Annotated in this window: 21 protein-coding genes; 11 read left to right on the top strand and 10 right to left on the bottom strand. The window is 72.8% G+C overall.

The genetic code is table 11. The features are described 5' to 3' along the window. Positions 1-18 precede the first annotated feature (18 nt). Positions 19-444: a pyridoxamine 5'-phosphate oxidase family protein gene (locus ACIBN2_RS21525; RefSeq protein WP_399136248.1), complete on the bottom strand. Its 426-nt coding sequence runs from the start codon at positions 442-444 to the stop codon at positions 19-21. Positions 445-531: 87 nt separating this feature from the next. Between ACIBN2_RS21525 and ACIBN2_RS21520 the strand changes: the two genes are divergently transcribed. Continuing rightward, on the top strand, positions 532-1,866 hold the full coding sequence (locus ACIBN2_RS21520) for a hypothetical protein (RefSeq protein WP_399136246.1): 1,335 nt from the start codon (positions 532-534) through the stop codon (positions 1,864-1,866). 12 nt (positions 1,867-1,878) lie between these two features. On the opposite strand, the gene ACIBN2_RS21515 is transcribed toward ACIBN2_RS21520, so the two are convergent. After that, positions 1,879-3,048, bottom strand: a complete 1,170-nt coding sequence (locus ACIBN2_RS21515) for a thiolase C-terminal domain-containing protein (protein WP_399136244.1) — start codon at positions 3,046-3,048, stop codon at positions 1,879-1,881. A gap of 83 nt (positions 3,049-3,131) precedes the next feature. Between ACIBN2_RS21515 and ACIBN2_RS21510 the strand changes: the two genes are divergently transcribed. Together ACIBN2_RS21510 and ACIBN2_RS21505 are read left to right on the top strand one after the other, a co-directional pair. After that, entirely contained in the window at positions 3,132-4,316 is a 1,185-nt protein-coding gene (locus tag ACIBN2_RS21510) for an acyl-CoA dehydrogenase family protein (protein ID WP_399136690.1), read from the top strand. After that, positions 4,313-4,783, top strand: coding sequence for a nitroreductase/quinone reductase family protein (locus ACIBN2_RS21505; RefSeq protein WP_399136242.1), 471 nt, complete (start codon positions 4,313-4,315; stop codon positions 4,781-4,783). Before ACIBN2_RS21510 ends, ACIBN2_RS21505 begins: the two co-directional genes overlap by 4 nt. 7 nt (positions 4,784-4,790) lie before the next feature. Here ACIBN2_RS21505 and ACIBN2_RS21500 read toward each other — a convergent pair whose 3' ends face one another. Then, a complete protein-coding gene (locus ACIBN2_RS21500) occupies positions 4,791-5,069 on the bottom strand; it encodes a hypothetical protein (protein WP_399136241.1) in 279 nt (92 codons plus the stop codon). Between the two features lie 69 nt (positions 5,070-5,138). Continuing rightward, positions 5,139-5,753 (bottom strand): LysE family translocator, encoded by a 615-nt coding sequence (locus ACIBN2_RS21495; protein ID WP_399136239.1) that lies wholly within the window; start codon positions 5,751-5,753, stop codon positions 5,139-5,141. An 82-nt stretch (positions 5,754-5,835) separates the two neighbouring features. Between ACIBN2_RS21495 and ACIBN2_RS21490 the strand changes: the two genes are divergently transcribed. Next, positions 5,836-6,303, top strand: a complete 468-nt coding sequence (locus ACIBN2_RS21490) for an Lrp/AsnC family transcriptional regulator (protein ID WP_399136237.1) — start codon at positions 5,836-5,838, stop codon at positions 6,301-6,303. Between the two features lie 78 nt (positions 6,304-6,381). On the opposite strand, the gene ACIBN2_RS21485 is transcribed toward ACIBN2_RS21490, so the two are convergent. Continuing rightward, complete coding sequence (locus ACIBN2_RS21485; RefSeq protein ID WP_037783139.1) at positions 6,382-7,017, bottom strand: TetR family transcriptional regulator; 636 nt, start codon at positions 7,015-7,017, stop codon at positions 6,382-6,384. A 134-nt stretch (positions 7,018-7,151) separates the two neighbouring features. On the opposite strand from ACIBN2_RS21485, the gene ACIBN2_RS21480 reads away from it, so the two are divergent. From ACIBN2_RS21480 to ACIBN2_RS21470, 3 genes are all read left to right on the top strand, one after another. Further along, positions 7,152-7,898 (top strand): VOC family protein, encoded by a 747-nt coding sequence (locus ACIBN2_RS21480; protein WP_399136235.1) that lies wholly within the window; start codon positions 7,152-7,154, stop codon positions 7,896-7,898. A 168-nt stretch (positions 7,899-8,066) separates the two neighbouring features. After that, positions 8,067-10,412, top strand: coding sequence for a PQQ-binding-like beta-propeller repeat protein (locus ACIBN2_RS21475; RefSeq protein WP_399136233.1), 2,346 nt, complete (start codon positions 8,067-8,069; stop codon positions 10,410-10,412). A gap of 134 nt (positions 10,413-10,546) precedes the next feature. Continuing rightward, positions 10,547-11,065 carry a hypothetical protein gene (locus ACIBN2_RS21470; protein ID WP_399136231.1) on the top strand — a complete coding sequence of 173 codons (519 nt, stop codon included), beginning with the start codon at positions 10,547-10,549 and terminating at the stop codon, positions 11,063-11,065. A gap of 2 nt (positions 11,066-11,067) precedes the next feature. On the opposite strand, the gene ACIBN2_RS21465 is transcribed toward ACIBN2_RS21470, so the two are convergent. Genes ACIBN2_RS21465 through ACIBN2_RS21455 form a run of 3 tightly spaced genes read right to left on the bottom strand, consistent with a single transcriptional unit; the run spans position 11,068 to position 13,421 of the window. Continuing rightward, complete coding sequence (locus tag ACIBN2_RS21465; RefSeq protein ID WP_399136230.1) at positions 11,068-11,844, bottom strand: enoyl-CoA hydratase/isomerase family protein; 777 nt, start codon at positions 11,842-11,844, stop codon at positions 11,068-11,070. Further along, complete coding sequence (locus tag ACIBN2_RS21460) at positions 11,841-12,257, bottom strand: Zn-ribbon domain-containing OB-fold protein (protein WP_399136229.1); 417 nt, start codon at positions 12,255-12,257, stop codon at positions 11,841-11,843. Before ACIBN2_RS21460 ends, ACIBN2_RS21465 begins: the two co-directional genes overlap by 4 nt. Positions 12,258-12,263: 6 nt before the next feature. Continuing rightward, positions 12,264-13,421 (bottom strand): lipid-transfer protein, encoded by a 1,158-nt coding sequence (locus tag ACIBN2_RS21455; protein ID WP_399136228.1) that lies wholly within the window; start codon positions 13,419-13,421, stop codon positions 12,264-12,266. A gap of 95 nt (positions 13,422-13,516) precedes the next feature. On the opposite strand from ACIBN2_RS21455, the gene ACIBN2_RS21450 reads away from it, so the two are divergent. Further along, positions 13,517-15,085 (top strand): FadD3 family acyl-CoA ligase, encoded by a 1,569-nt coding sequence (locus tag ACIBN2_RS21450; protein WP_399136226.1) that lies wholly within the window; start codon positions 13,517-13,519, stop codon positions 15,083-15,085. A 73-nt stretch (positions 15,086-15,158) separates the two neighbouring features. Here the strand turns inward: ACIBN2_RS21450 and ACIBN2_RS21445 are convergent, their stop codons facing one another. Further along, entirely contained in the window at positions 15,159-15,341 is a 183-nt protein-coding gene (locus ACIBN2_RS21445) for a hypothetical protein (protein WP_393868718.1), read from the bottom strand. A gap of 221 nt (positions 15,342-15,562) precedes the next feature. Continuing rightward, on the bottom strand, positions 15,563-18,517 hold the full coding sequence (locus tag ACIBN2_RS21440; protein ID WP_399136224.1) for a BTAD domain-containing putative transcriptional regulator: 2,955 nt from the start codon (positions 18,515-18,517) through the stop codon (positions 15,563-15,565). Positions 18,518-18,727: 210 nt separating this feature from the next. Here ACIBN2_RS21440 and ACIBN2_RS21435 point away from each other — a divergent pair, with 210 nt between their 5' ends. From ACIBN2_RS21435 to ACIBN2_RS21425, 3 genes are read left to right on the top strand one after another with little or no spacing between them, the layout of a single operon-like run. Next, positions 18,728-19,972, top strand: coding sequence for an amidohydrolase family protein (locus ACIBN2_RS21435; RefSeq protein WP_399136222.1), 1,245 nt, complete (start codon positions 18,728-18,730; stop codon positions 19,970-19,972). Beyond that, positions 19,969-20,895 (top strand): LLM class F420-dependent oxidoreductase, encoded by a 927-nt coding sequence (locus ACIBN2_RS21430; protein ID WP_399136220.1) that lies wholly within the window; start codon positions 19,969-19,971, stop codon positions 20,893-20,895. Before ACIBN2_RS21435 ends, ACIBN2_RS21430 begins: the two co-directional genes overlap by 4 nt. Positions 20,896-20,905: 10 nt before the next feature. Then, entirely contained in the window at positions 20,906-21,676 is a 771-nt protein-coding gene (locus ACIBN2_RS21425) for an SDR family NAD(P)-dependent oxidoreductase (protein WP_399136218.1), read from the top strand. Positions 21,677-21,767: the final 91 nt, after the last annotated feature.

The raw sequence follows: 21,767 nt of genomic DNA, 5'->3' as shown, positions 1-21,767 counted from the left end.
TGTCACCTGCGGCGCGGCTCAGACCGTACCGAGGTCCGACGACACCCAGCGCTCGGGCCGCATCCGGACGACGACCTGCTCGCCGTGGTTCTTCCAGGCGAAGTCCACGTAGCCGTCGACCTTCCCGGCGGGAAGGTAGCGCGCCGACATCTCCCTGAGCTGTTCGACGGTGGCGGGTTCGGTCGCCGTCACCGGGCCTTCCACGGACACATACCGGATGGTGGGCTCCAGCCGGTCGACCATGAGGCAGAAGCGGCCCGCGGCGGCGATCAGCTCGTTCTTGCGGGACACCTTGCCCGTCATGATCCACACGCTGCCGCCGGGCTCGTACTGGTACCAGATCGGCACGGTCAGCGGGGCGCGTCCCTCCCCCGCGTCCACCGCCAGCGCGGCGATGTGCGGCTCGGCGAGAAACGCCTCGCGTTCTTCGCGGGTCAGGGCCATGTCGGTTCCTCCATACGCCGAAGGGGGTTCGCCCGGTACGTTGAGCCCGGCCTGCGGAGTTCTTCGAGGGAGAGGCGGGGCGAACCGGTGGATCGCACACGGCACTTCAGGACCGCGGTCCTTGCCGGTGTCCTGCTGCTGCTCGGTGGCCTCACCGCCTGCGCCGGCGACGAGAAGGTGTTCTCCCTCTCCGCACCCGAGATCTTCTACGTTCCGGCGAACGGCGGCAAGAAGGTCTTCCCCCTGCGTGTCGACGGCCCGGGGCCCTACACTCCGGGTGCCCGGCGGCTGACCGTGGACGTCGCGCCGAGCTCGCGGCGCGCCGTGCGGCTGCGCGCAAGCAGCCCGCATTGCACGGGGAGCGCCGCTCACGTCGTCTGCGAGGGTCCGGCCGCGAGCCTCAACGGCCTGACCACGGACGTGTTCGCCCCGGTCGCGGCGAAGGGCAGCAAGGCCGGTGACGCCGGGCTCCTCCGGTTGTCGTACGTCACGACGCAGGGCCGCAGGCTCACCGCGCGGACGCGGGTGATCGTGGGGGAGCCGGTGCTGGAGCTGCTGACTCCCGCACCCGCCACGGGGGTTCGTCCCGGCTCCGAGGTGACGTCGCCGGTGGTCGTCCGCAACACCGGCGACGTGCCCGTGCGTGGGCTGGCCCTCGCCGTCGACGCCGGAGATCTCGAGTTCGTGCGGCGCTACGCCAACTGCCGGTACCCGGACCTGCAGCACGGCAGCCAGGCGGTGTGCGGCTTCCCGGGCGTGCGGATCGCGCCCGGCAGGAGCGTCACCGTCCGGCCCGGCCTGCGCCTGCGCGCCTCCGGGGCGGCGATGTACGGCTCCTTCGGCCGCATGGTCTGGCCGCTGGAGGCGGGACCGGGCCCCTACCAGACCATCTCCAAGGGGGGTGGGCACGGGGACGGGCCGGCCCTGCGGGCCGAGGCGGTGAAGACGCCTTCCGGTCGCTTCACCAGGGCGGAGGACCATGTCGACGTCCTGCTCGCCGCCCGCGCCGACTACGCGGTCTCCGGCGCGGACCTGCACGGCGACCCGGGCGACACCCGCAAGGTCCGCCTCGTCGTCCGGAACGACGGTCCGGGCGACCCCGGCGACTCCACCCGGCTGATCTTCGACCTGCCCCCGGGCGCCGCGGTCCTCGAGCAGCCCATGACGGAGATCGACGACGGTGACTTCGAGCCGTACTGCACCGACGACGGGTCCGCGTACACCTGCGACGTCGCGCGCCTGGAACCGGGCAGGACCCGCACCTTCGAGTTCACCCTGCGTCTGGGCGAACCAGGCGCGGGCAGCGTGCGCCTGGAGGACAAGCGGCCCAACCGGTCCGACCCGGCCGACCTGCGGGGCAGGTCGGGGCGGCACGATCCCGACGCGAGCAACGACACGGCGTCCGTCGACGTCACCGGCTGACCGACGGGCGCCTCACCGGCCCAGCACCACGGTCCCCGAGGAGCAGAACCAGCCGCCCGTGCCGGACGCCACGCCCAGCCTCGGCAACTCGCCGTCGTGCGCCCGCACTTGACGCGCCCCGGCCTCGCCGCGCAGCTGCCGCACCGCCTCCACCAGCAGGAACAGGCCGCGCATCCCCGGGTGCTGGGCAGACAGGCCGCCCCCGTCCGTGTTCACCGGCAGCTCCCCGCCCTCGACCCGCAGCCGTCCCTTCTCCACGAACGCCCCGCCCTCGCCCTTCGCACAGAACCCCAGGTCCTCCAGCGTCACCAGCGTCATGTACGTGAAGGCGTCGTAGAGCTGCGCGAAGTCCATCTCGCCGGGCCGCACGCCCGCCCGCTCGAACGCCAGCCGCCCGCTCACCGCCGCCGGGGAGACCGTGAAGTCCCGCCACTCCGACATCGCGGCGTGCGAGACGTGCTCCCCGGTGCCGAGCACCCAGACGGGGGCCGTGCGGCAGTCCCGTACGAACTCCTCGGCCGCGAGCAGCACCGCCGCCCCGCCGTCCGAGCGGATGCAGCAGTGCAGCTTGGTGAAGGGGTCCGCGATCATCGGGCCGGAGAGCACGTCGTCGACGGTGACCGGGTCGCGGAACATCGCGTCCGGGTTGAGGGCGGCGTTCGCCCGCGCCTGCACGGCCACCTCCGCCAACTGCTCGATCGTCGTGCCGTGTTCGATCATGTGGCGGCGCGCGGCCATGGCGTACTTGGCGATCAGCGTGTGGCCGTACGGCACCTCGAACTGGAGCGGGCCGCGGGCGCCGAAGGACAGGTTCCCGGTGCGCCGGCCCGCCTTGACGTCCGCGCGCGCGGTGGAGCCGTAGACCAGGAGCACGGCGTTCGCGTGCCCCGCCGCTATCGCGTCCGCCGCGTGCGCCGCCATCACCTCCCAGGTGGAGCCGCCCACGGAGGTGGAGTCGACCCAGGTGGGGCGCAGGCCCAGGTACTCGGCCACCTCGACGGGCGCCAGCGTGCCGAGCCCGGCGGAGGCGAAGCCGTCCACCACCTCGCGGCCGAGCCCCGCGTCGGCCAGCGCACGGCGGGCCGCCTGGGCGTGCAGGGCGTACGGCGTCGCCTCGTCCACCCGCCCGCAGTCCGACAGGGCCACACCGACCACGGCGACTTTCCGGCTCCCGCGACTCATGAACGGCCTCCTGCCCCTGGGCATATCGCTTCGGCCCTCCTAATATGACGGACCGTCAGATGCGTAGGGAAGAGGGGAAGGCCATGGACGCCGGCTTCACCGCGGAGCAGGACGAGATCCGCCGCACCCTGCGCGAACTGCTCCACAAACGCTGCGGACCCGAGGAGCTGCGCGCCGCCCTCGACACCCCGGCCGGACACGACCCGGCTCTGTGGGCGGCGCTGGCCGACCGGCTCGGCCTGCCCGGACTCGCCCTCCCGGAGGCGTACGGCGGTGTCGGCTGCACGGTGACCGAACTCGCCCTGGCGGCGGAGGAGACGGGCCGCGCGCTCGCCCCCTCCCCCTTCCTCGCCACCACCGTCCTCGCCGCGCCCCTGATCCTCGCCCTCGGCACCGGCGCCCAGCGCGCCGCGCTGCTGCCCCGGCTGGCCTCGGGCGCCCTCACGGCCACGCTCGCGGTCCCCGGCGCCGCGCTCGCCACCGCCCTCGCCCTGACCGGCGACAACGGCGGGGAGTGGGCGGGCGGCGGACGTGCCGGCGGCGTGCAGGCCCGGCGTGCGGGGGAGCGGTGGCGGCTGTACGGGCAGGCCGAGCAGGTGCTCGACGGGCACAGCGCGGGCCTGCTGCTGGTCGCCGCGCACACCGGGGGCTTCGCCCGCTCGCGGACCCTGCTCTTCCTCGTGCCGGGGGACGCGGACGGAGCCGTGCGGACCCGGCAGACCGCGCTGGACGCCACCCGGTCCCTGGCGCGTGTCCAACTGCGCGACGTGGAGGCCGAGTTGCTCGGGGACGAGGGCGCCGACGTGCTCGGGGCGCTCGCCCGCACCGGGGACACGGCCGCCGCCGCCCTCGCCTGCGAGGCCGTCGGGGCGGCCGACCGGGCACTGGAGCGAACCGTGGAGTACGTGCGGCAGCGGGAGCAGTTCGGGCGGGCGATCGGGTCCTTCCAGGCGGTCAAGCACCGGCTGGCCGACGTGTACGTGCGGGTGCAGGCGGCACGCTCGGCGGCCTACTACGCCGCCTGGGCCACCGCCCACGGCGAATACGTGGGCGGGCTCGCCCTCGCGCAGGCGCTGGAGGCCCTGCGGACCGCGGCCGCCGAGGGGATCCAGCTGCACGGCGGCATCGGGTTCACCTGGGAGCACGAGGCCCATCTGTACTTCAAGCGGGCCGCCGGCGACGACCTGCTCCTCGGGCCGGTGCACCGGCTGCGGGCGCACGCCGCGGACGCGGCACGGCTCTTCGAGGGCCGGGAGGTGACGGTGTGATCGGCGAGCGCGCGGTGCAGAAGATCTCCTCGACGCGCGGCTTCGCGAAGGTCGCCCCGCACGTGGTCCCGGCGCTGGACCGCGCCGTCCACCGGCTCACCCGCGGCAGGGTGCTCCTCAGCGCCCGGATGCTCCCGGGCGTGATCCTCACGTGCACGGGTGCCCGCAGCGGGCTGACCCGCCGTACGCCCCTCGCGTGCATGCCCGAGGACGGCGGCCGCACCTGGATCCTCGTCGGCTCCAACTTCGGCCGCACGGACCACCCGGCCTGGACCCACAACCTCCTCGCCCACCCCGACGCCGAGATCAGCTGGAAGGGCGCGGACATCCCGGTGCGGGCCCGGTTGCTGCAGGGGGAGGAGCGTGCGGCGGTGTGGAAGACCGCGCTGGCCTTCTGGCCGCCGTACGCCGCCTATCAGGAACGGGTGGAGCGGGAGATACGGGTGTTCCGCATCTCCCGCAGGTGAGTGGGGGTCAGTGGGTCGAGACCTGGGTGCAGGCGACGTCGTACTGGGACACTGACATGGGGTTGGTGGAGTTCTGGGGCTGTTCGCCGGCGTACTTGGTGCCGGCGGTCCCGTCCGGGTTGAAGGCGGATCCGGGGGCCGACGAGGCGTTGCCCGGTCGAGTGGGCTGGTCCTCGCAGGACTGGTTCGGCTGGCCCGCGAAGGCCGGGGCGGCAGCGAGGGTCGTGGCACCGGTGAGCAGGGCGACCGAGGCCAGACCGAGGGCGGCACGCTTCAGGAAGTTCATGACTGCCTCTCCTTTCGTGAGGCATGAAGGCGTATCTCCCCATATCTACGTAGACCGGGTGCCTTCTGTTCAGAGTGTCGCCAGCCGCTGCACCAGAAGGAACGCGCCGATCCCCAGCATCGCCGCCCCCGACGTGCGGGTGACGGCGCGGGCGGCGGTCGGGCGGGCGCCCAGGACGGCGCGGGCGCCGAGGCCGACCGTGAGGTAGACGGCCGCGCAGCACGCCATGTGGAGCAGGCCGAGGGCCGCCGTCTGGGCCGGTACGGGCAGGTGGTCGCCGGTCGTGGTGAGGAACTGCGGCAGGAGCGAGAGGTAGAGCAGCAGGCCCTTGGGGTTGAGGCCGCTGATCGTGGCACCGCGCAGGAAGAGCCCGCCGGACCGCTCCTCGGCGTCCGCCGCCGGTGCCGCCGGACGGCGCAGCACGCTCCAGCCCAGCCACACCAGGTACCCGGCCCCCGCGACCGTCAGCGCCGTGAGCAGCCCGGGCGAGCGCGCGACCAGGACGGCGAGACCGGCGACCGCGAGCACCGTGTGCAGTGCGTACCCGGCGACCAGACCCGCCACCGCCCGCGTCACCGGCCGGCCGCGCACGCCGGCCGCGATCACATACGCCCAGTCGGCGCCCGGCACGCACACCAGGAGCAGGTCGAGGGCGAGGAAGGAGAGCAGGGTTCCCGAGGACATGAGGGGGACATTAGGCGCGAACGGCCCGAAAGTGTTCCCGAAGTTTGCCCATGATCGCGTGCTCGGTGGAAAAATCTGGCCCATGGACGACGTGGACAGGGAAATTCTTGCCGAGCTTCAGCAGGACGGGCGGCTGACCGTGACCGAACTGGCCGGGCGGGTGCGGCTCAGCGTCTCGCCGTGCCACCGGCGGCTGCGTGAGCTGGAGCGGTCCGGGGCGATCAGCGGCTACCGGGCCGTGGTGGATCCGGCCGCCGTGGGGCTGACCTTCGAGGCGCTGGTCTTCGTCTCCATGCGGCAGGAGGACCGGGAGACCGTCGCCGAGTTCGAGCGGGCGCTCGGCGAGGTGGCCGAGGTGGTGGAGGCGCAGCGGCTGTTCGGGGAGCCGGACTATCTGCTGCGGGTCGTCGCCGCCGACCTCGCGGGCTACCAGCGGCTGTACGACGATCGGCTGGCCACGCTGCCCGGGGTGCAGCGGCTCACCTCCACGCTGGTGATGAAGCACGTGGTGAAGGACCGGCCGCTGCCCGCACAGCACAACAGGCGGTGATCCACGGCTTCGACCGTGAACCACCGCCTGCCAGACAGGACTTGGGGGGCCTGGATACTGGAAAAAGGGGAGGAGCCGCTACTTCGTCGGCTTCTTGCCGGTCACACCCAGGTGCACCAACAGCGCCAGATTCGGCTTGAGTTCGGCCTGCTTGACGCCCCAGGTCTGGAAGCCCTTCTGGTGCGAGGCGACGGCCGCGAGCATCGCGACCAGTGAACCGGCCACCGCGGCCGGGTTCACGTCCTTGTCGACGCGGCCCTTGGACTGGAGTTCGGCGACCGAATCCGCGAGGGAGTTGTTCACGGAGTTCAGGATCTTCATGCGGATCTTGTAGAAGCGCTTGTCGCCCTCGGCCGCACCGAGGTCGACCACGCGCAGGATCGCGTCGTTCTTGCGCCAGAACTCCAGGAAACCGTCCACGAGTTCCTGCGCGGTCTGCCAGCCGGCCTTGCCGACCCACGACCGGCCCTCGAGCAACTCGGTCAACCCGGCTCCCTCGGTGGCCATTTGCTCGGCGATCTCCAGGACGGCGCCTTCGACGTCCGGGAAGTACTGGTAGAAGGTGGCGGGCGAAGTGCCCGCCTTCCGGGCGACATCGATGACTTTGACGTCCCGGTAGGGGGAGGAGCTGAGCATCTCGCTGAGGCAGTCGAGCAGCTTCTGCCGGGTCGCCTGCCCACGCCGGCCGGCCACGCGGCCGTCGACGGTACGCACTTGTCCTGTCATGTCGTCAGCTTACCGAGGGGTGATCGGAGCGCGATTCGGCCGACTGCAAATGGGGTGCATGAGGACGCAGGGGTGGGTGTGCCTGGTCTGCGGGCCGAGTGGGCCGCCGTTACTTTGGCGCTATGGCCGAAAACAGGGCAGCCGCGTACACGGAGGGCGTCCCGTGCTGGGTGGACGCACAGCTTCCCGATGTGGACGCGGGCAGGCGGTTCTACGGTGAGCTCTTCGGGTGGACCTTCGAGGACCGGCCCGAGGTGCCCGGTTCCTGCTGGGCCCGGCAGGAGGGGGAGGCGGTGGCCGGGCTCGCGCGCAAGACGGACGGGCGGCTGCCGACCGTGTGGACGGTGTACTTCGCGACGCCCGACGCCGAGGGGCTGGCCGACCGGATCCACGCCGCGGGCGGCCAGGTCGTGACGGCGCCCGTGCCGCTCGCGGAGCTGGGCACGACCGCGCTGGTCACCGACGCCGAAGGTGCCGTCTTCGGCCTCTGGGAGCCGGCCGGTCATCCGGGCTTCGGCCGGCGGCACGAGCCCGGCACCTTCGTCTGGGCCGAGCTCTACGCCCGCGACACCGAGGCCGCCAACGTCTTCTACGGCGAGCTCTTCCACGAGGCCCTGTTCGGGCCGGACGCGGAGCCCGACTTCGGCCGGGCGCCCGTCGCGGACGTCTTCCCGGCCGAGATGCCGCCGCACTTCCTGGTCCACTTCGGCGTCGACGACTGCGAGGCCGCTGTCGGTACCGTGAGCCGTCTCGGCGGACGGATCCAGGCGCCACCATTCGAGACGTCGTACGGAAGGGTGGCCGTCGTCACCGACAATCAAGGGGCGTCGTTCGCCGTACTGGAACGACTGAGACAGACCGAGCGGTGAAACATACCGATTTGGGGTGAGACATCCCGACTTGGCCCCGGGTTCGCAACCAGTACCCGGGACAGGAAGAATCGGGGTGCGTGCCGCCATGGCGGTGCGGTGGTGAGACGCTGCACGGGGTCGCGTGCAAAGTTGGCGGCGCGGCCCGGACGGGGAGGTGGCAGGCAAGTGGTGGATCAGCTGACACAGCACGATCCGCGGCGTATCGGTCCGTTCGAGGTGCTGGGACGGCTCGGTGCCGGCGGCATGGGGCTGGTCTATCTCGCGCGCTCGGCGTCCGGCCGGCGTGTGGCGATCAAGACCGTCCGTACGGAGCTCGCCGAGGACCAGCTGTTCCGCGTCCGCTTCTCGCGCGAGGTCGAGGCCGCCCGTGCGGTCTCCGGCTTCTACACGGCGGCCGTGGTCGACGCCGACGCCCGCGCGGCCGTGCCGTGGCTGGCCACCGCCTACGTGCCCGCGCCCTCGCTCGAGGAAATAGTGAACGACTGCGGGCCGCTCCCGGCCCAGGCGGTGCGCTGGCTGGCGGCCGGTGTCGCCGAGGCGCTGCAGTCGATCCACGGCGCCGGGCTGGTGCACCGGGACCTGAAGCCCTCGAACGTGCTCGTCGTGGAGGACGGCCCCCGGGTCATCGACTTCGGTATCGCCTCCGGCGTCTCGAACACACGCCTGACGATGACGAACGTGGCGGTGGGCACGCCCGCCTACATGTCGCCGGAGCAGGCCAAGGACTCGCGCAGCGTGACCGGCGCGAGCGACGTCTTCTCGCTGGGCTCGATGCTCGTCTTCGCCGCGACCGGGCACCCGCCCTTCCACGGCGCCAACCCGGTCGAGACGGTCTTCATGCTGCTCAGGGAGGGCCCGGACCTGGAGGGCCTGCCCGACGAGCTGCGCCCGCTGATCGAGTCCTGCATGCAGATGGAGGCCACGGGCCGCCCCAACCCGGCCGACCTCCAGGCCCAGCTGGCCCCCCACCTCTTCGGCTCGGGCTCCGACGACAGCGGTACGGCCTCGGCCTGGCTGCCGGAGAAGGCGGTCGCCCTCATCGAGGGGCGGCGCAACGGACGCCCGGCGGTCAAGCCCGGTACGCAGGGCGGCGGCCGCAGCGGAGGCGGCGCGCGGCCCGGAGGCGTGCCGCCGTTGCCCGCGCACGACCCCGTGGTGCCGGTGCCCGTCGGCGTCCCCGACACCGGACCGGTCCGGCTGGCCGGCGCCCAGGTGCCCATCGGGCCCGGGCCGCGGGTCTCCGACGTCCGTGCCGCCGCCGTGAAGGCGCCCCCTCCCGAGGCGGCGCTGGCCGGCTCCTGGTCCAAGCCGCGCCCCGGCGTCAACGGCGCCGACCCCGTCGTCCCCACGTCGCTGCAGTCCTCGCCCCCCGAGGCCCCGGCGGGCTGGCGCCCCTGGCGCTTCCGCATGTCGAACGACGTGTGGGGCACCCCCTCGGTCGCCGGCGACCTCGTCTACGTCACCTCCTTCGAGGTGCACGCCCTGGACGTGGCCACCGGCCGCCGGCGCTTCAAGACGCGGGACGTCGCCTGGTCGATGGCGATCGCGGACGGCCGGATCCACGCCTCCGACGGGCCCACGCTGTTCGCCCTGGACTGCCGCGAGGGCGCGGACCTGTGGCGGCTGTCCACCGACGCCTGGGTCTACTCGCTCCAGGCCGACCGGGGCACGGTCGTCACCGGCACGCGCGGCGGCGGCGTCCAGGCCTGGGAGGCGTCCGGCGGCCAGAAGCTGTGGGAGCTCACCGGCGCCCAGACCGACTTCGAGTCGCCCGAGGCCGGGCCCGCGGTGCACGACGGCACGGTCTACGTCTGGCAGGACGCCCGGCTGCGCGCCCTGGACGCCCGCACCGGCGACGAGCGCTGGTCGTACCCGATCGGCGACGCGGCCTCCTGCGGCGGAGTGCCGCTGCGGGTCACGTACGCGCCGGACGGCCATGTGTACGTCTGCGCCGGCAGCCGGGTCCTGGCGATCGACGCGGCGAGCGGCCGGGTGCGCTGGCACTTCGAGGCCCCGGCGGTCTTCCTCAGCCCGCCCACCTTCGTGCCGGGTCCCGCGGTGACCGGCGGCGGCATCTATCTCGCCGACTACCTCGGCACGGTCTACGCCCTCGACGCCACCGACGGCCGCGACCGGTGGCGCATCGCCACCGAGTCCCGTGCCTCGACCGAGCCGGTCCTGGTGGCGGCGGGCCATGTGCATGTGGGCAGCGGCAAGGGGCTGTACACCCTGGACGCGGTCACCGGCACGCCCAAGTGGCGCTTCCAGTCGGGCGGCGACATCGTGGGCGCCCCGGCGGTCGCCGAGGGCCGTATCCACTTCGGCTCGACCGACCATCTGCTGTACACGCTGAAGGCCGACGACGGGCGGCTGCGCTGGAAGCTCGCGACCGGCGGCGAGATCACCGGCTCGCCGGTGGTCAGGGACGGCGTCGTGTACGCGTGCAGCAAGGACCGGTGCGTGTACGCGCTGGACGCGGAGAAAGGCACCGGGACGGCCCGCACCACATAGAAGTTCGGTGACGGCCGTCGAACGGGTTCACGGAAGGGTCCAGACGGCGGCCGTCCCAGGCAGACGCTACGCCGGGGACGCGATGGCTGCCACGCGGTGACATGGTCGTGACAGGTCATCGATAGGGTCACGGCATGCATCTACGGGGGCGCAGGCTCAAGTTCACGGCGGTACTGGGATTCGTGGTCCTCTCGCTGACCGGGTTCACCGGACACGGTCACCACGGCATCGGCAAGAGTCACGGGAGCAGCGGGGGCGGCTGCAGCAGCTCCTCGCAGAATCACGACAGCTCGTCGTCGCACCGGCACACCTACTACGACGATGACGACTACGGCAGCACCGGCTCCGGCGGTTCGGGAGTCTCCTCCACGCCCAGCGCGACGCCGCTCCAGGACGCGACCACCAGGCTGGTGAGCTGCGCGACCGTCAAGGAGCCGTACGCGATCGTCGAGGTCACCAACCCGAACGGCACCTCGGGCACCTTCTCGGTCGACGTCACGTTCAAGGACGCGAAGGGCGGCGCCGTCGACACCCGGCTCGACCAGGTGTCCGTGCCGGCGGGCGGGACGGTGGCGGTGCGCGAGTACGTGAGCGGGAGCGCCGCCCGGGTCGACCACTGCGACCTGGACGACCTGGCCCGGCCGGTGAGCTGACGTCAGCGCGTGCGGAACGTTCTCCGCCGCTCGGTGAACAGCTCCGTCTGCCGGTCACCCGGCAGGTTGCCCAGCGCGATCAGGTGCGGCGCCTGGGCGAACCCGGCCGCGATCGCCTGCTCCCTGGCGGCCCACAGGGCCCGTACGGTGCCCTGCACGCCCTCGGCCGGATATCCGGCGATCACCGCGGCGCAGGACGTCGCCGCCGCCAACGCCTCGCCGGGCGCGGTGAGTTCGGAGACGAGGCCGATGTCGTGGGCGCGCTCGGCGGAGATCCGCTCGGCCGTGCCCATGAGCATCATCCGGGCGGCCTCCCCGTACGGCATCCGCAGGGCCGCCAGCACCGACTCGTAGGCGCTGACCATGCCGTAGGTGGTGTGCGGGTCGAAGAAGGAGGCGGTGGTGTCGGCGACGAGGAAGTCGCACTCGCCCAGCAGGTAGAAGGCGCCCCCGCAGGCCATGCCCCGCACGGCTGCGATCACCGGCTTCCAGAGGTCGTTGGACTTCGGGCCGACGTGCAGGAGCGGATCGTCCGCCATGTAGGGGGAGCCGGGCTGCGGTACGACGGCGTCCCGGTCCAGGCCGGTGCAGAACGCCCGCTCGCCCGCTCCGGTCAGGACGACGGCCCGTACGGAGTCGTCGAACCGCAACTCCCGCCAGAGCTCGCGCAGTTCGTCCCGCATGGTGAGGTCGATGGCGTTGAGCCGGTCCGGGCGGTCGAGGGTGACGACCGCGACGCCGGTGTCCTTGTCGGCGGTGAGCCGCACGGCCGTCGTCATGAGCGCTCCAGGACCCACTGCGGCAGCCCGTCCGCGCCGAACACGACCTGCACCCTGGCACCGATGCGGATGCGCTCGGGCGGCACGGAGTCGAGCCGTGCGCCGGCCTCGGCTACCAGGTTGCCGACCAGCCGGATGCGCGGCGCCTCGACGAGTTCGACGACGACGACGTTGTACGGCGCCTGCTCGGCGTAGTCGGGCAGCAGGGGCGGGTGCGGGACGACGTAGGACCAGATGCGGCCCTGGCCCAGGACCCTGCGCCACTCGCATGCGAAGGAGTGGCAGTGCGGGCAGCAGGGGCGGGGCGGGAAGCGGAGCTCGCCGCAGGAGGCGCAGGCCTGGACGCGGAGTTCGCCCCGGCGCGCGTAGTCCCAGAAGGGGGCGCCGTCGGTGTCGGTGACGGGGGAGAGCACCGTGGATCAACTCCTCAGGAGCAGCGCGGAGGTGGGGACGCCCTCGCCGGCGGTGACGAGGCAGGTGGCGGCGCCGGGAACCTGCGCGGTGCTGGTGCCGCGGAGCTGCTTGACGCCTTCGTTGATGAGGTTGAAGCCGTGGACGTACGCCTCGCTGAGCCCGCCGCCCCCGGTGTTCACCGGCAGCCGGCCGCCGATCTCCAGGGCGCCCTGCTCGGTGAACGCGCCGCCCTCGCCCCGGCCGCAGAAGCCGTAGCCCTCCAGGGAGAGCGGTATGAGCGCCGTGAACGCGTCGTAGATCTGGGCGACGTCCACGTCCTGGGGCGTGAAGTCGGCGTGCTTCCACAGGTGCCGGGCGGCTGCCCAGGCGGGGCCCGTGAGCGGGTCGTCGTTCCAGTAGTTGACCATGCCGTGGTGCTGCGCGGGCAGGCCCTGGGCGGCGGAGTGGACGTGGACGGGGGTGTGGCGGCAGTCGCGCGCCCGTTCCGCGGAGACAACCACACAGGCCAGCGCCCCGTCCGTCTCCAGGCAGTTGTCGAAGAGGCACAGCGGCTCGCTGATCCAGCGGGAGGTCATGTACATCTCGCGGGTCAGGGGCCTGTCGTACATGATCGCGGCGGGGTTCTGGTTGGCCCGGTTGCGGCAGGCGAGGGCGACGTTGAACAGATGGTCCCGGGTGGCGCCGAACTCGTGCATGTAGCGGCGGGCGAGCATGGCGATCTCGTCGACGGGGCGCAGCAGGCCGTAGGGCCGCGTCCACTGGGCGGGCGTGGGCAGTTGGACCGTGGTGTTGCGCCAGGGCCGCGGTCCGCTGCCGCGCTTGCGGGAGCGCCAGGCGACGCCGACGCTCGCCTGGCCGGTGGCGATGGCGGTGGCCAGGTGCGCGACGGTGGCGCACGAACCGCCGCCGCCGTAACCGACCTTGCTGAAGAAGGTGAGGTCGCCGAAGCCGGCCGCCTTCGCCAGCTCGACCTCGTCCGTCTCCTCCATGGTGTACGAGGCGAGGGCGTCGACCTCGCCGGGATCGATGCCCGCGTCGTCGAGGGCGGCGAGAACGGCACGGCAGGCCAGGGTTCTCTCGTCGTCCGGAAGGTTCTTGGCGAAGGGTGTCTGACCTATGCCGACGATCGCGGTGGCGTCCTTGAGGCCGATGCCTGACGACATGCTGCGCGCACCTCCGCATGCTGAAGCGGCTGCTGACAGGGCGTCAGGCTACAGCTAATCTGACGGGTAGTCAGCTAGTGGGTCTGGAGGTCGTGGTGCGCGGTGACTTGGAGTGGGGGAGCGTCCCGGAGCTCGTCCGGTCCGCGGCCGGTCGGTACGCGGACGTCGAGGCGGTGGTGGACGGGCGCACAAGGATCTCGTACGCCGAACTCGGCGCCCGCGTCGAGCGGTCGGCGGCGGCCTGCATGGCGGGCGGGGTCGCGCCCGGCGACCGGGTCGCCATCTGGGCCCCGAACTCGCTGGACTGGATCGTGGCGGCGCTCGGCGCGGTGTCGGCCGGAGCGGTGCTGGTACCGCTGAACACCCGCTTCAAGGGCGGCGAGGCGGCCGATGTGCTGCGGCGCAGCGGGGCGCGGCTGCTGTTCGTGACCGGCACGTTCCTGGGCACGTCGTACGTGGCCTCGCTGCGGCGGGAGATCGCCCGGGGTCCTGGGCTGCCGGACCTGGAACAGGTGGTGGTGCTCTCCGACGACGCGCCCGCCGACTTCCGCACGTGGAAGGACTTCCTGGCCGGCGGCGACGCGGTGAGCGGGGCGGAGGTGCGGGCGCGCGAGGCGGAGGTGGACGGCTCCCAGCCGTCGGACATCGTCTTCACCTCCGGCACGACGGGCCGCCCCAAGGGTGCGGTGATCACGCACGCGCAGACGCTCAGGGCGTACGAGATCTGGTGCGATCTCGCCGGGCTCAGGCGGGGCGACCGCTATCTGATCGTGAACCCCTTCTTCCACACCTTCGGCTACAAGGCCGGCGTGCTGGCCTGTCTGATGCGCGGCGCGACGATGATCCCCCAGCCGGTCTTCAGCATCGAGACGGTGCTGGCGAACATCGCCTCGGAGCGGGTGTCGGTGCTGCCCGGCCCGCCGACCCTGCACCAGTCCCTGCTGGACCACCCCGCCCGCGACACCCACGACCTCTCCGCGCTGCGGCTGGTGGTGACGGGCGCCGCGGTGGTGCCCCTGCAGCTGGTGGAGCGGCTGCGCGGGGAGCTGGGCGTGGAGACGGTCCTGACGGCGTACGGCCTCTCGGAGGCCAGCGGCATCGTGACGATGTGCCGGCGCGGCGACTCCCCGGCGGTCATCGCCTCCACGTCCGGGCGGGCCATCCCGGGCACGGAGGTACGGGTGGAGGCGCCGGACGGGCGGCCGGGCGAGGTCCTGGTGCGCGGCTTCAACGTCATGCGCGGCTACTACGAGGACGCGGCGGCCACGGAGCGGACGCTGACGGAGGACGGCTGGCTGCGCACCGGGGACGTGGGCGTGCTGGACGAGGACGGCAACCTGCGCATCACCGACCGCATCAAGGACATGTTCATCGTCGGCGGCTTCAACGCCTACCCGGCGGAGATAGAGCAACTGCTCGGCCTGCACCCGGCGGTGGCGGACGTCGCGGTCGTCGGCGTACCGGATCCGCGGCTGGGCGAGGTCGGCAGGGCCTATGTCGTCAGACGGGCCGGCTCGGTGCTCACGGGCGACGACCTGATCGCCTGGGCCCGGCGGGAGATGGCCAACTACAAGGTGCCGCGGCAGGTGGAGTTCCTGGCGGAGCTGCCGCGCAACGCGAGCGGCAAGGTGGTCAAGGGGGAGCTGCGCGGCCGGACGCGCTAGCCCTGTTCCGGGCATGCGACGACCGCGGCGGCTCCCCTCCGCGCCGCCGCGGCCGATCCCCTTGCGGGGAGCCCTACTCGGCCGGCTTGAACGGCTCCGAGGTGGCGTGCAGGTCCTTGGTCTCGACGGGCTCGTCGGTGGCGTGCAGGTCGTCCGTCGTCACGGGCTCGTCCGTGGCGTGCAGGTCCTGGGTCGTCACCTCGCCGTCGGTGGTGCCGGTGGCGTGCAGATCGGCCGGCTTGAGCTTGTCGCTCATGGTCGTCAACTCCCCTTCAAGGCGGATCACATGGATGGATCGGCAGGGCCCGCCCGGTCACTCCCCCGAGGGTGGCCGGACGGGCCCTTCCGGGGCGCTCACACTAGTTCCCTGGTGGGAGGCCCCTCAGCAGTGACCCGTCTGCCCCCCGACGCGACGGATCGACTGCGTCCAGCATGGCGTGCGGCGATAAACGAACGATGAACGCCTCGGCGCGGTCGTCAGGCCGCCTGCACGGGCGTCAGCAGGGCCCGCACCTCCGCGGCCTCCGGCGAGCCCAACTCCTCGTAGATCCCCATGGCTTCACGCCAGCAGACCTGCGCGCGGCCGGTCTGGCCGATGCCGCCGAGGGCGCGGCCGAGGACGGTCAGGACGTTGCCCCGGCGCCACTCGCCGCCGATGCCGCGCAGCACGGTCAGCGCCATCTCGGCGTTCGCGGCGGCCTGTGCGGGGCGCCGGGCGGCGAGGTCGACCTCGGCCAGGCGGAACAGGCTCATGCCCTCCCACAGGCGCTGCCGGCTGTCCCGGAACACCTCCAGCGCCTCGTGCAGCCGCTCGGCCGCGGTGTCCAGCTCGCCGCTCTGGGTGAGCGCCAGGCCGAGCGCGTACCGGGCGTTGGCGCCGCGCATGGAGTTGCCCATGGCGTCGTAGATCTCGATGCCCTCCCGGGCGAGGGCGACCGCGCTGCCCGTGCGCCCGGTGGCGAGGTGGATGCGGGAGAGGTTGCACAGGGCGCTGGCCTCGCCGGGGCGGTCGCCCAGCGTGCGGAAGTGCTCGATGGCCTGCGAGAGGTGCGCCTCGCCGTCCTGGTGACGGCTCTGGTAGAGCGCGATGATGCCGCGCGCGTTGCTCGCCCAGCAGACCGGCAGGAGGTCGCCCGCCTGCTGGGCGAGGAGCGTGGCGCGCTCGGCCTCCTGGCCCGCCTGCTCGAAACGGCCGCTGACGTGATGGACGTTGACCAGCGTCGTCAGCGCGCGCGCCTCGGCCCGTGGGTCGCCGTGGCGCCGGGCCGACTCCAGCAGGGCCTTCGCGGTCGCCTCGTAGCCCTTGGAGTTGGCGCCCGACTCGGACAGGTCGTGCGCGGCCCAGAGCAGGTCGATGGCGCGGGGGAGGGTCTCGGCCCGTCCCGCGGACTGCGCGGCGCAGGCCAGCAGGCAGACCGCCTCCGCGTACAGCCAGTCCTGCGCCTCGTGCCGGTCCCCGAACCCGAGGCCCGGGTACGCCGTCGGCGCCAGGTGGTCCACCAGCCGGTCGCCCGGCCGCTCCATCGCGTACACCCCGGCCGCCGTGGCCAGGTAGAAGTCCAGGAGCCGGGTCATGGCCGCCGCGCGCTCACCCGGCGGCCACTCGTCGCGCTCGGCGCACGCACGCGCGTAGAGCCGGACCAGATCGTGGTAGCGGTAGCGGCCGGGCGCCGCCGACTCCAGCAGGGAGGTGTCGACGAGGGACTCCAGCAGGTCCTCCGTCTCCTCCGGCGGCAGGTCCAGGACCGCCGCGGCTGCCGCGAGCGAGATGTCCGGGCCGTCCGCGAGGCCCAGCAGCCGGAACGCCCGTGCCTGGGGCGGCTCCAGCGCGCCGTAGCCGAGTTCGAAGGTCGCCTTGACCGCGAGGTCGCCGGCCTGGAGCTCGTCCAGGCGGCGGCGCTCGTCCGCCAGCTTCGCCGCGAGGACCGAGACGGTCCAGGTACGGCGGGCGGCCAGCCGGGAGGCCGCGATACGGATGGCCAGCGGGAGGAAGCCGCAGGCCGCGACGACGTCCAGGGCGGCCTCCCGCTCGGACGCCACCCGCTCCTCGCCCACGATCTTCGTGAACAGCGACAGCGCCTCGTCCGGCGACATCACGTCCAGGTCCACCAGGTGCGCGCCGGCCAGGTCCACCATCCGCACCCGCGACGTCACCAGGGCCGCGCAGCCCTCGGTGCCGGGCAGCAGGGGCCGCACCTGGGCCGCGTCCCGGGCGTTGTCCAGCAGCACCAGCACGCGGCGGCCGTCCAGGACCGAGCGGTACAGCGCCGCGCGCTCCTCCAGGGAGTCCGGGATCGCGGAGTCCACCGTGCCGAGCGCGCGCAGGAAGGAGCCCAGTACGGTCTCCGGCTCCGCCGAAGCCGCCCCGGCGCCCTGGAGGTCGACGTACAGCTGCCCGTCCGGGAAGGCGGCCCGGGCCTGGTGGGCGACGTGCACGGCGAGCGTCGTCTTGCCCACGCCGCCGATGCCCGCGACCGCCGAGACGGCCATGACGCGGCCCTCGGCCGAGGCCAGCACCTCGCCCAGCTCGGCCACGAACGCCGAACGGCCGGTGAAGTCGGGAACGGTCGCCGGGAGTTGGGCGGGACGCACCGGCGCCGAGGCCGGTTCGGCCGCCGGGGAGGGCGGTTCCGCGAGGCCCTCGTCCGCCCGCAGGATCCGCTGCTGGAGTTCGCGCAGACCGGGCCGCGGGTCCACGCCCAGCTCGTCGGCCAGCAGCTGCCGGGTGTCCGTGTAGACCGCCAGGGCCTCCGCCTGCCGGCCGCTGCGGTACAGCGCCAGCATCAGCAGCTCGCGCAGCCGCTCGCGCAGGGGGTGCTCGGCGGTCAGCGCGGTCAGCTCCGAGACGGCCTCCGCGTGGCAGCCCTGCTCCAGGTCCATGTCGAGGCGGGACTCCAGGAGTTGCAGCCGCCACTCCTCGAGGCGGACCCGCTGCGCCTCCGCGTACGGGCCCGGCACCCCGGCCAGCGCCTCGCCGTCCCACAGCGCGAGCGCGCGGCCCAGCATGGAACGCGCACGGCACAGGTCCCCGGCGCCGCGCGCCTTCTCCGCCTGGGCCGCCAGCTCCTGTGCCACCGCCAGGTCCAGCGCGCCCTCGCCGAGCCCGCGCACCGCGTAGCCGCCCGACTCGCTGACCAGGACCCCGGGGTCCAGCACCTTGCGCAGCCGGGAGGCGTACGTCCGCAGCGCCGCGAGCGCCTGCGACGGCGGCTCCTCGCCCCACAGGGCGTCGATCAGCTCCGCCGCGGTCGCGGTGCGGCCCTCGCGCAGCAGCAGGGCGGCGAGCAGGGCGCGTTGCTGCGGGGAGCCGGTGCCGACGGCCTCCTCGCCGCGCCGGGCCCGCACCGGACCGAGCACGGCGAAGCTCAGCGCGGCAGGCTCCGCCGAGGAGCCGGCACGCCTCTGTTCCGGCACTCGCGGTACACCGTCCATCGCCGTTTCCCCCAGACCCATCGAGCAACTCCGTCAGTCTGCCTTGTCCATGGCGGATGCGTCAGCTGTGGAGGGTGCGCTCACCGACAGACGCGCGGGATGTCACAAGGCCCTCACCGGGTCTTCGCACACTTCCGGACAGACCCGAGCGGAAAGATCCACGCAACCGCATAGCTGACGGACCGTCAGATCAGCGCTACCGTGGCCGCCATGGACACCCAACCCGGCACCCAGGCCACGTTTCCCCTGATCATCTCCGTCGACGACCACACCGTGGAGCCCGCCGACGTCTGGACCAGCCGCCTGCCGAAGAAGTACCAGGACACCGGGCCCCGCATCGTGCGCGCCCCGCTGAAGGAAATGTCCTTCCTGGGCGGGCGGTTCAGGCCGGTGATGGGCGCGCCCGGCGACGACGGCCCGATCGGCGACTGGTGGGTCTACGAGGACCTGCACCGCCCCCTCACCCGCCTGGACACGGCGGTCGGCTACAGCAGGGACGAGATCAAGCTCGAGATCATCACCTACGAGCAGATGCGGCCCGGCTCCTACGACGTCCCGCAGCGCCTCGCCGACATGGACGTCAACCACGTCCAGTCCGCCGTCTGCTTCCCGACCTTCCCGCGCTTCTGCGGCCAGACCTTCACCGAGGCCAAGGACCGCGAACTCGGGCTGCTGTGCGTGCGGGCGTACAACGACTGGATGGTGGAGGAGTGGTGCGGCCCCGAGGCCCGGGGCCGGCTGATACCCCTCACGCTCATACCCCTGTGGGACGCCGAACTCGCGGCCGCCGAGGTGCGGCGCAACGCGGCCCGCGGGGTCCGCGCGGTCGCCTTCTCCGAGATACCGCCGTACCTGGGCCTGCCCTCGATCCACGGCGACGACTGGGACCCCTTCCTCGCCGCCTGCGACGAGACCGGCACGGTCGTCGCCATGCACATCGGCTCCAGCAGCCGTATGCCCTCGACCTCCAAGGACGCCCCGCCCGCGGTCGGTTCGACCATCACCTTCGCCAACTGCTGCTTCTCCATGGTCGACTGGCTGATGAGCGGCAAGTTCGAGCGCTTCCCGAATCTGAAGGTCATGTACGCCGAGGGCCAGATCGGGTGGATCCCGTACATCCTGGAGCGTGCCGACGTCGTCTGGGAGGAGAACCGCGGCTGGGGCGGGGTCGCCGACAAGGTCCACCGCCCGCCGTCCGAACTCTTCGCCGAGCACGTCTACGGCTGCTTCTTCGACGACGCCTTCGGGCTGAAGAACCTCGACGCCATCGGCCTGGCCAACGTCCTGTACGAGACCGACTACCCGCACTCCGACTCCACCTGGCCCAAGTCCCGCGAGGTCGGCGAGGCGCAGATGGGCCACCTGGCACCGGACGTGGTGGAGCGGATCGTCCGGGGCAACGCCATCGAGCTGCTGGGCCTGACCGCGGACGGACTGTGGAGCGGGGCGCGGTGAGCGCCGGCCTCGTCTACGGCATCCAGCTGCCCGTCCAGTCCCAGAGCACGATCTATGCGGAGGACTGGGAGGCCGGGGCCGGGCCCGGGGACCTGGTGGAGATCGCCCGAACCGCCGAGCGCGCCGGTTTCGACTACGTCGCCAGCTGCGACCACGTCGCCATCCCGCGCCGTCTGGCCGCCGCCATGAGCACCGTCTGGTACGACCCCGTGGCCACCCTCGCCTTCCTCGCGAGCGTGACCGAGCGCGTGCGGCTGCTCAGCCACGTCGCCGTCGTGGGGCTGCGGCACCCCCTGCTGACCGCCAAGCAGTACGCGACCCTCGACCACCTCAGCGCGGGCCGGATGATCCTCGGCGTCGGAGCCGGGCACGTACGGGAGGAGTTCGAGGTCCTCGGCGCCGACTTCGAGCGGCGCGGCGCCGTGCTTGACGAGTCCATCGACGCCCTGCGCGCCGCGCTCGGCCCGCAGGAGTTCCCCGAACACCACGGCAAGGTCTACGACTTCGAGGACCTGGGCCAGCGACCGAGGCCCGCCCAGGAGAGGGTCCCCGTCTGGGTCGGCGGCTCCTCGCCCGCCGCCGTGCGCCGGGCCGCCCTCAAGGGCGACGGCTGGCTGCCGCAGGGCGATCCGCGCGACCGCCTGCCCCAGCAGATCAGCACGCTGAAACGGCTGCGCGCCGAGGCCGGTGTCGAGGACCCGATCACCGTCGGCGCCATCACCGAGCCGCTGTACGTCGGCGCGCCCGGCTGGGACGTCGGACGGCGCACCCTGGCCGGCTCCCCGGACCGGCTCGCGGAGTCCCTGCGGGCGTACCGCGCGATGGGCGTGCACCAGATCCAGGTGCGGTTCCGCTGCCGCAGCCGGAGCGAACTCACCGACCAGATGGCCGCGTTCGGCGCCGACGTGGCGCCCCACCTCTGAGGAGTACGGCATGGGCAAGCTGGACGGACGCGTCGTGATCGTCACCGGGGCGGCGCGCGGACAGGGGGAGCAGGAGGTCCGTCTGTTCAGAGCGGAGGGGGCCGAGGTCGTGGTCGCCGACGTCCTGGACGAACAGGGCGGGGCGCTCGCCGAGGAGCTGGGCGCCCGCTACGTCCACCTGGACGTGAGCCGGGAGGAGGAGTGGCGGTCGGCGGTCGGCACGGTCAAGAACGCCTTCGGCCGGATCGACGGCCTGGTCAACAACGCCGGCATCCTGCGCTTCAACTCCCTGCTCGACACCCCCCTCGACGAGTTCATGCAGGTCGTGCAGGTCAACCAGGTCGGCTGTTTCCTCGGCATGAAGACGGTGGCGCCGGTGATGGAGGACGGCGGCACGATCGTCAACACCGCCTCCTACACGGCCGTGACCGGCATGGCCGCCGTGGGCTCCTACGCCGCCACCAAGCACGCCATCCTCGGCCTCACCCGCGTCGCCGCGCTGGAACTCGCCGACCGGCGCATCCGGGTCAACGCGATGTGCCCCGGCGCGATCGACACCGCGATGTCCAACCCCGCCCAGCTGGACCCGACGGCGGACGTGGAGGGCATGAGCCGGGCGCTGGACGAGTTGTACCGCAAGCTCGTGCCGCTCGGCCGGATCGGGCGGCCGGAGGAGGTGGCCCGCCTGGCCCTCTTCCTCACCAGCGACGACTCCTCCTACATCACCGGGCAGCCGTTCGTGATCGACGGGGGCTGGCTGGCGGGGGTGTCGGTCGTCTGACCCACATCTGACTGGCCGTCAGCTATTGACGGTGCATGCGGGCGGTGCAACAGTTCGGCGGCAGAGAATCTGACGGTGCGTCAGGAACGTA

This window comes from Streptomyces sp. NPDC050534 (assembly GCF_044457745.1).
In the GTDB taxonomy this organism is placed as follows: domain Bacteria; phylum Actinomycetota; class Actinomycetes; order Streptomycetales; family Streptomycetaceae; genus Streptomyces.
Note: the sequence above shows the minus strand (reverse complement) of the source record. Positions and strands in the feature narration are given on the sequence as shown.